General features: G+C 69.1%; 6 protein-coding genes. 4 read left to right on the top strand and 2 right to left on the bottom strand.

Annotated elements, in window-relative coordinates; genetic code table 11:
• Window positions 1-193 precede the first annotated feature (193 nt).
• Window positions 194-934 (top strand): hypothetical protein, encoded by a 741-nt coding sequence (locus NON22_RS19915; RefSeq protein ID WP_257388721.1) that lies wholly within the window; start codon window positions 194-196, stop codon window positions 932-934.
• A 171-nt stretch (window positions 935-1,105) separates the two neighbouring features.
• Window positions 1,106-1,618, top strand: coding sequence for a hypothetical protein (locus NON22_RS19910; protein ID WP_257388720.1), 513 nt, complete (start codon window positions 1,106-1,108; stop codon window positions 1,616-1,618).
• Window positions 1,619-1,683: 65 nt separating this feature from the next.
• Here the strand turns inward: NON22_RS19910 and NON22_RS19905 are convergent, their stop codons facing one another.
• Window positions 1,684-2,865, bottom strand: a complete 1,182-nt coding sequence (locus NON22_RS19905; RefSeq protein ID WP_257388719.1) for an agmatine deiminase family protein — start codon at window positions 2,863-2,865, stop codon at window positions 1,684-1,686.
• 121 nt (window positions 2,866-2,986) lie between these two features.
• Between NON22_RS19905 and kbl the strand changes: the two genes are divergently transcribed.
• Together kbl and NON22_RS19895 are read left to right on the top strand one after the other, a co-directional pair.
• A complete protein-coding gene (gene kbl, locus NON22_RS19900; RefSeq protein ID WP_257388718.1) occupies window positions 2,987-4,180 on the top strand; it encodes a glycine C-acetyltransferase in 1,194 nt (397 codons plus the stop codon).
• Window positions 4,181-4,255: 75 nt separating this feature from the next.
• Window positions 4,256-4,438 carry a hypothetical protein gene (locus tag NON22_RS19895; RefSeq protein ID WP_257388717.1) on the top strand — a complete coding sequence of 61 codons (183 nt, stop codon included), beginning with the start codon at window positions 4,256-4,258 and terminating at the stop codon, window positions 4,436-4,438.
• 7 nt (window positions 4,439-4,445) lie between these two features.
• On the opposite strand, the gene NON22_RS19890 is transcribed toward NON22_RS19895, so the two are convergent.
• A partial coding sequence (locus tag NON22_RS19890) for a pseudouridine synthase (RefSeq protein ID WP_425508009.1) occupies window positions 4,446-5,193 on the bottom strand: 748 nt, incomplete at its 5' end.

Below are 5,193 nucleotides of genomic sequence, written 5' to 3'. Positions count from 1 at the left end.
CCGCTACCGCGCGGCAGCCGGACGGCCCCCTGCCAGGCGCGTCCGGCTGCCGGCGAGGACCCAGGCCCGGAACGGCGCGGCCGACGGGATCGGCCGTTTGCGCGCCGCGGACCGAGGCGCGCGCCGGCGTTGAGATTTCCGCCGCGCTTCTGCGTAACAACCGGCAGTCGCCATGCTCCGCCGGAGAATCCGCATGTCCTCGCCGTCCCTGCTTTGCCCGGCCCTGCTGGCCGCCCTGTTCCTGCTCGCGCCGGCCCAGGCCGCACAGTTGCGCACGGCTCCGCAGCCCGAACCCGACCTCGTGCTGAAGTGGTTCGACGGCGTGCCGAACTTCAACATCGGCAACAACCTCAACTGCATCACCCAGGCCTTCGAAACCACGGTTTCCGGCTATACCGGCTTCACCTATCTGCCGCCCAACCTCACGCATGCAGTCGGCGAAGTGTTCTACACGCATCTCGTGCTGGGCCATCCGGGCAACCCCTGCACCGGCAGCGCGGTCGGCATCGAGATCGCGCTGCCGCCCGGCGTGCAGTTCGCCAATTCAGCCGACAATCCCGCGTTCTGTTTCTCCCGCAACGCGCAGCCCGCGCTGATCAACCTCGGCACCGATCCGGACTACGGCTGCCCGCAGTCCTATCCGGTCAGCGCGAACGGCTATCGCCTGATCGCACCACGCGGCGGCATCGGGGGGAGCGGCGCCTGGGGCATGGCGCAGGGCTTCTGGATCGAAATGCTGATTCCGCTGGTCGCGACTGCGCCGCAACTGGGCAACAACCAGATCGTATGGACCATCAATCCGGCCATCGGCCAGTTCGGCCAGGTCGGCGTCGGTCCGCAGATCAACGACGACGTGCTGTTCCGCACCTCGAACGAAAACCAGCTGCTGAACCTGACCTTGTGCACGCTGACGCCCATCGCCGCCGGCTGCTAGCCCGTTCGCGCGCAGCCGCAGCGGCGGCGCGCTCCAGGGAGCGATGGCGGACTCGACAGGACCGGTCGCAAATTACGAAGAACAAGGTACGAAGATTTTCGTTGACAGCGGACGGAACCCGGACCTAGGCTCACCCGGCCGAGCGCTTCCTCGGCTTCCAGGGAGTCCGCCATGTCCTTTGCACGCCTTTCCGTGCTGCTCGCCGTCGCCGTGTTCCTGCTGCCGGCCAGCGGTCATGCCGCGAAAAACGACGACGGCACGCGCTTCATCGACACCGCGCATCAGGAACGATTCGCCGACCAGGCCGCCGCGATACGCCAGCAGATGAAAACCGGCGGCCGTTTCGAATACGTCAGCGCCGCCGAGCGCCAGGACGTCGAGCGGCAGCTGGCGTTGATCGAGAACCTGCTCGCCAAGCGCGGCGGCCAGCTCAGCGACAACGACCAGCTCGACCTGCTGGCCGCACAGGAAACCGCCAACGCGATCCTGACCCAGCGCGACGGCCGCCGCCTGATCTGCGAGTACTCGGCACCGACGGGGTCCAACCGCAAGGTCAAGCAGTGCGTCACCTTGGCCGACCGCATGCGTGCGCAGAAGGAGACGCGCAACTATCTGCGCGAAACCCTGGGCAAGAGCCCGTCGGCCGGCGAGCAGATCGACGGGCTGGACGCGCGCGGCCGCTGACGGCTGCCGCGCCGGCATTTCGCCCGGCCAGGGAAGGCCACCTCGCGCCGCGGCTGCGTGAGCAGCTAGCCGCCGAGATCGTCGCGGAACAGCAGGTCCGGCACGTGCATGACGATGCAGTGGATCGCACCGGCCAGGCCGATGATGCCGCTGCAGTCCACGCCGACCACACTGCGCTCGGGCAACGCGGCCTGGAACGTCGCGAGCGCCTCGGCGTTCTGCGCCGCGTAGCCGTTGAACTGGCAGACCAGCGCGACCTTGTTCAGCAGCACGGCGTTGGCGTAGGTGTAGTGCGTGCCGCCGGTATTCCAGGCCGGCGTGCGATAGACCGTGTAGCCGCGCCCGGCCAGCAGCGCCGCGGTGTTCTCGGTCACCGTGTACGGCACGCCGTCGGTCGTCGCGTGCCGGCTGATCAGCACCTTGCCGTCGGCCAGCGGCAGCATCCACATGTCGATGTGCTGGGTGGAGTCGTAGCTCGTCGGGAACGGATCGGTCAGGGTCAGGTCCAGGCCCTGGTAGTCGCGGTAGTAGTCCTTGATCTGCTGCTCGGACAGGCCCGGGTTCTCGTTGACGATGAGCCGCGTCATGAACGCGTCGCGGTTGCGGAACAGATGGAAGTTGCCGCCGCCGTGGGTCAGCGGGATGTCGTATTTCGGCTCGCCGGAGTAGCCGGCCCAGACCGCCGGAAACGCATCGTCGACGGGACGCGGCCGATTGTAGACGTGGTCGACCGCGGCGCGCCGGCCGCCGTCGTCGATGAAGCGCGGCCCGTAGTCGCGCATCCAGACGCTGCAGCCGCCGCTGCAGGGCTGGGTCAGGAAGCGTACACGCGCGAGGTCGGCGCCGGCGCCGCTCAGGGTCGCCGCGGCGCTGTTCTGCTGGCTCGTGCCGGTCACGACGACGTAGACGACTGCGTCCGGATCGCCGGTCGTGATCGCGACCGTCATCTGGGTCAGCAGCGCGTTCTGCGATCCCCAGCGCACGAGGATGCCGCTGTTGTCCTCGTACTCGGCCTGGGCGCGCACGCGGCCCGGCGGTGGCGCATACGGCGTCCGCAGCGCATCGGGAAGGCGCCAGCCGCGCAGTTCGTCGGCGCTGAGGCCGCGCGGCAGCGGATACGGATCGTCGTCCTGGATCAGCGCGAGCACCTCGGGCGGAACGAGGCGCGGCGCGGCAGCGGCCGGGACCACGGCCAGGATCAGCACGGCGGCCGCGAACGCGCCGCTTCCCACCAGCCATCGATGCATGGACTGCTCCGTCGGACGGATCGACAAGGGCCCGCAGCCTAGCAAAGACGGCGGCGGCCTGGGCTTGCGGGCGGGCATGCCGCACAATCGCGGTTTCCCCGCCGCTTTCCGCGAGACCGCCATGGAATACGCCGCCCGCGACCGCCTGAACGCCGAACTCGATTCCATCCGCGAGCAAGGCCTATACAAGACCGAACGCATCATCACGACGCCGCAGTCCTCGGCCATCGCGACTGCCGACGGCCGCGAAGTGCTGAACTTCTGCGCGAACAACTACCTGGGCCTGGCCGACAACGCCGAGATCATCGCCGCCGCCAAGGCCGCGCTCGACACCCACGGCTTCGGCCTGGCCTCGGTGCGCTTCATCTGCGGCACGCAGGACCTGCACAAGCAGCTCGAAGCGGCGATCTCGCGCTTCTTCGGCACCGAGGACACTATCCTCTACACGAGCTGCTTCGACGCCAACGGCGGACTGTTCGAGACCATCCTGTCCGACGCCGACGTCGTCATCTCCGACGCGCTGAACCACGCCTCGATCATCGACGGCATCCGCCTGTGCAAGGCCGAGCGCCGCCGCTACGCGAACGGCGACATGGCCGAGCTCGAAAAGCACCTGGCCGAAACGCAGGACAAGCGCACGCGCCTGATCGCGACCGACGGCGTGTTCTCGATGGACGGCTTCATCGCGAAGCTCGACGAGATCGTCGCGCTGAAGGAAAAGTACGGCGCGCTGCTGATGGTCGACGACTCGCACGCGACCGGCTTCGTCGGCGCGACCGGCCGGGGCTCGGCCGAACTGCACGGCGTCATGGACAAGGTCGACGTGTTCACCTCGACCCTCGGCAAGGCGCTCGGCGGCGGCTCCGGCGGTTTCACGACCGGCCGCAAGGAAATCATCGACCTGCTGCGCCAGCGCTCGCGGCCGTATCTGTTCTCCAACACCCTGCCGCCGCCGCTCGTCGCGGCTTCGCTGAAGGTGTTCGAGATCCTCGACCGCTCCACCGAGCTGCGCGACCGCGTCGAGGCCAATGCGGACCGCTTCCGCGCTGGCATGAGCGCGGCCGGCTTCGACCTCAAGCCTGGCCATCACGCGATCGTGCCGGTCATGCTCTACGACGCGAAGCTGGCCCAGGCGTTCGCCACCGAGCTGCTGGAGGAAGGCATCTACGTGATCGGCTTCTTCTACCCGGTCGTGCCGCAGGGCCAGGCGCGCATCCGCACGCAGATGAGTGCGGCGCACACGCCCGAACAGATCGACCGCGCGGTCGCCGCATTCACCAAGGTCGGGCGCAAGCTCGGCGTGATCAAAGACTGAATCGACTGAACCGCATACGCAGGCCGGTGCCGAGGCGCCGGCCTGCAGAGGGAAATTTCCGCCGACATCGACGGCGTGGTCCATCCGCTGCTCAACGTACTCGCCGACGAGGACGAAGAATCGCTGCGGCTGCAGGTGCGCTGCGGCGAGCAACGCGTGCAGATCCCGCCGGCACTCGCGCGGCGCGGATCGACGAAGCGCCCGGCATCGTTCTCCGAAGCGCGCTGCGAACGCGACTGCCCGCCGGTGCCGGAATGAGCGGCCGCTAGCCGGCCGCCGCCGTCAGCGCCGCGATCTCCGCGGCGTCGAGCCGGCGCCATTGGCCTTTCGCGAGATCGCCGAGCGCGAGCCCGCCTATCGCCACGCGGATCAGGCGCAGCACGGCGATGCCGTGCGCGTCGAGCAGGCGGCGAATATGCCGGTTGCGGCCTTCGTCGAGCACGATTTCGAGCCAGGCGTTCTTCTCGCCGCGGCGCAGCAGCGCGACCGAGCGCGCGGCGAGGCGTTCACCGCGATCCTCGATGCCTGCGCGCAGGCGCGCGAGCAACGCGTCGTCGGGCAGACAGTCGACCTGCACGTGGTAGGTCTTGGCGACATGGCTTTCCGGCGCGGTCAGGCGCGCGGCGGCGGCGCTGTCGTTGCAGAACAGCAGCAGGCCTTCGCTGGCCTTGTCGAGACGGCCGATCGGCGCAAGCCAAGGCAGCGCCGCATCGTCGATCAGCGCGTAGACCGTATCGCGGCCGCGCTCGTCGCGCGCCGTCGTCACATAGCCGCGCGGCTTGTTGAGCAGGATCCAGACCGCCTCGGCCGCCGCGACCGCGACACCGTCGACGCGGATGCGGTCCTGCGGCCGCGTCGGCGTTTCCGGATCGCGCACGACGCGTTCGTTGAGCTCGACGCGGCCGGCTCGCACGAGCACCTCGGCCTGGCTGCGCGAACAATAGCCGCGCCTGGACAGCGCGCGCGCGAGGCCGTGGCGCGGCGTCTCGCGCGCCGGCGCCGATGCCGGTCGC

It is taken from the genome of Tahibacter caeni (assembly GCF_024609805.1).
GTDB classification, from domain to species: Bacteria; Pseudomonadota; Gammaproteobacteria; order Xanthomonadales; family Rhodanobacteraceae; genus Tahibacter; species Tahibacter caeni.
Note: the sequence above shows the minus strand (reverse complement) of the source record. Positions and strands in the feature narration are given on the sequence as shown.

Coding starts and splice junctions, on each gene's coding strand:
- NON22_RS19910 (WP_257388720.1), top strand. CDS start 1,106: ATGTCCTTTGCACGCCTTTCCGTGCTGCTCGCCGTCGCCGTGTTCCTG.
- NON22_RS19905 (WP_257388719.1), bottom strand. CDS start 2,865: ATGCATCGATGGCTGGTGGGAAGCGGCGCGTTCGCGGCCGCCGTGCTG.
- NON22_RS19915 (WP_257388721.1), top strand. CDS start 194: ATGTCCTCGCCGTCCCTGCTTTGCCCGGCCCTGCTGGCCGCCCTGTTC.
- kbl (WP_257388718.1), top strand. CDS start 2,987: ATGGAATACGCCGCCCGCGACCGCCTGAACGCCGAACTCGATTCCATC.